At 50.5% G+C, this 3,234-nt stretch carries 3 protein-coding genes; all 3 read right to left on the bottom strand.

The window, feature by feature from the left end; translation table 11 throughout:
- Positions 1–1,373, bottom strand: a 1,373-nt coding sequence (locus tag H6F43_RS07990) for a PAS domain-containing protein (protein ID WP_190342271.1), incomplete at its 3' end; no start/stop codon positions are given.
- Between the two features lie 237 nt (positions 1,374–1,610).
- On the bottom strand, positions 1,611–2,288 hold the full coding sequence (locus tag H6F43_RS07985; protein ID WP_190342270.1) for a queuosine precursor transporter: 678 nt from the start codon (positions 2,286–2,288) through the stop codon (positions 1,611–1,613).
- Between the two features lie 73 nt (positions 2,289–2,361).
- The coding region (locus H6F43_RS07980; RefSeq protein WP_190342269.1) for a HAMP domain-containing sensor histidine kinase at positions 2,362–3,234 on the bottom strand (873 nt) is incomplete at its 5' end.

The following is a 3,234-nucleotide window of genomic DNA, read 5'->3' as shown; positions in this document are numbered from 1 at the left end:
AAAATAGACAGAGGAGAACTTTCGAGAATTGTTTGCAGCCGCTGCTCACTCTCACGTAAGGATATTTCTGCCTGTTTACGATCGCTAATATCAGTGACGCAGCCCACAATCTCGACAGGTTCACCAAGCGCATCCCGAATCAGCCGCAGGCTATCTCGCACCCATCGGTAGCTGCCGTCTTTATGGCGAAATCGATATTCGTAAGTGTGATGTCCTTCGTTAAATAATAAAGGCATTTCGCTAATGATTCTGTTAAGGTCATCCGGGTGAAGGTGACTTATCCAGAAACCAGATTCAGTTAAAAACTCTTGAGGCTCATGACCTGAGATTGTTTGAATATTGTCGCTGATAAACGTTGCACCAAAATCACCGTTTGGTTTGCAGGTAAAGATCGCGGCGGGCGTATTAGCTAACAAAAATTGCAGTCGTTCCTGCAATCGTCGAGCCTCTAATTCCACCTGTTTGCGCTCAGTTATATCCAGAAAATAAACAGTTAGCCCTGCCGCAAACGGATACGCTCGCACGTCAACCCAGAGATCGTAGGGTGGGTAATAGGCTTCAAACGAAACACTTTGCTGGTGCTCCATCGCCCAGTGGTATTGATGATAAAACGCGGAGTCAACCGCATCCGGAAAGGATTCCCAAACCGTGTTTCCTAGAAGCTGCTGTGCGTCTCGACGAAGCACGCGTTCGGCTTGTTGATTGAGAAATGTAAACCGCCATTCTCGATCGACTGAAAAAAACGCATCGCTGATACTGCTCAAAATACTTCGCATCCGCTGCTCAGACTGCCGCAGCGTGACTTCAGCAAGCCTGCGATCGCTGATGGTTTTCGCCAGTTCAACGCTCACGCCGATGCTGTTGTACGCGACTGATTCAGATTCAACACGCTGCTCACGTTCGGCCTCGGTGCGCTTGTGAGCGCTGACATCTAAGCTAACTACAGTAACGACTCCACAATCAGCCACCTCATCCCAGTGAGAACTTAGAGTTTCCGAGATCCAGCGAACGGTTCCATCTGCATGACAAAACCGATACTCGATCGCAGCAGAGCCAGTGCTAAAAATCATGTTCCGGGTTGTGGTGACAGCGTCTCGATCCTCTGGCAGGACTCGCGATAGCCACAGCGTTGGGTTGGTCATGAATGCTTGGGAGGAGTAGCCAAAGACCACCTCACATCCAGAGGAAAGGTAGTCGTATTCCCAAGTTTGGTGAGAAGACATTCGCAGACTGGCAATCGAGGCGATCGCGCGGTTAAAAATGTCGGTTAATCTAGCCTCTGAGTGCTGCTCTTCTTTTTGCTGAAGTCGAACTTGATACTCCTGCAACTGGAATTCTAGCTCCGCATTTCTTGCCTGTAGTACTGCAAGCAATGGTTGATCAAGTTCAGGTTCAAGTTCCGAGCCTTCACTAGAAAAATGTGAGCTAGTCATTGCTAGTTAAGAGGGCGATTTCTTAAACCATATCGCAGAGAGTAGGGGAAAGTCCGTTACTTTCCAGTAACGGTTTATTGCAAAGCAGCTCTCTAGGCTTTGTCCTGTTTCACACATTTCAACGCATTCAAATCGAGTCTGATTCGAGTCGATCGTGTGGTCTTGTGATACTGAGCTTCAACGGTTTGACAGACGAAATGGGTTGAAATCTGTGTTGCTATCGTAGTAGTCTTCGCGCTCCTGACGCTTCAGCCAGTTAGTAATCCAATACGTCAGCGGCGTAAACAGGATTTCGACACCACACTTGAACACATAGTTGGACACAATCAGCGTGACCAGCAGCGATGTCGGTACAGTTCCAGTGAAGGCGATCGCGACAAATAGCCCCGTATCTAGCATCTGTCCGACTAGGGTAGAGCCGATCGTCCGCATCCAAAGCTGGCGTCCCTGCGTCAACAGTTTTAGCTTCGCCAAGATGTACGAGTTGGCAAACTCGCCTACAAAATACGCCACAATGCTGGCAAACACGATGCGCGGCGTCAGTCCTAAAATCTGCTCGTAGGCTTGCTGGTTATTCCAATCGGGTGTAGGCGGCAGCGCTCCAACCACCATAAACGTCAGCGACATCAGCACAGCAGAAATTAGTCCGAGCCAGATGACTTTGCGCGATCGGCCGTAGCCGTAAACTTCTGTCAGCATATCGCCAAAGATGTAGCTGAGCGGAAACAGCAGGGTTCCTCCGTCAAAGGTGAACAGCTTCAAATCAACGATTTTGCTGGACGCCACGTTCGACACTAGCAGCACTGTGACAAACAGCGCCGTAATTGTATCCAGGTGTTTGAAGGACTTAGCCACGATTGAATTCTCAACTGATCATTTTGAACTCTCAATTGTAATTGCGTGGTTGGTGCCGTAAGCGTGGTCAAGCTTAAATATCTGAGACTGCTTGCGCCTGCTGCGTCGGATACTCCACCTTTAACGGCAGAATCACTGTAAATGTGGAGCCTGTTCCGGGTTGGGAGACAAGCTGAATTTCGCCCTGCATTAGCTTGACCAGACGATCGACGATCGCCAATCCGAGTCCAGTGCCGTCGATCGGCGGAGCCTGTTCGGGTAAAGGGGCGCGGAAGTACGGATCAAAAATGTGCGCTTGGGCGTCGGGTTCAATGCCGATGCCGCTGTCCGAAATGACGATCGCCCACTGTTGCTCAGATTGAATGGTGCACTCAATTCGCACAACTCCTGCTTCCGTATAGCGAACGGCATTGCTGAGCAGATTGGTAACGATTTGCTGAAGCCGCAGCGGATCAACTTGCACGTGCTCTGGCGCGTGGGTGTAGTCTGTCTCTAGCTTTAGATCTTTGACGCGCGCCAGCGGTTCCACCATCTCGACAATGGAATTAACCAGCGGCTGCACCGCGATCGTTGCCAGTTGCAGCGGCATTTGTCCAGCATCGTAGCGCGACAGTTCCAGAGCATCGTTGATTAAATGCAAAAGCTGCCGTCCACCTCGCAGGACGCGCTCGATGTGTTCTAGGTTAGGAGACGAGTCCTCCGGGTCAGAGTTCTGACGATTCTGCCGCAGAAACAGATCCGTGTAGCCAATGATGGAGGTCAGTGGCGTTTTCAGCTCGTGGGCAAGATGGGAGAGATTTTCTTTGCTGGCGCGAACGAGGCGAGTCAGTTCTTGGTTGGTCAATTTCAACTGGCTCTGAAGCTGCCCCAGTTCGTGCAGTCGATTCTCGGTGTAGCTGCTAAAGCAGCGGGCGATCGCTTCATCAATCACCGTATCAATCAGGCG

The organism is Leptolyngbya sp. FACHB-36 (genome assembly GCF_014695955.1).
Lineage (GTDB): Bacteria > Cyanobacteriota > Cyanobacteriia > Leptolyngbyales > Leptolyngbyaceae > FACHB-36.
The sequence above is the reverse complement of the archived record's forward strand: the minus strand, read 5'-3'. Positions and strand labels throughout refer to the sequence as shown.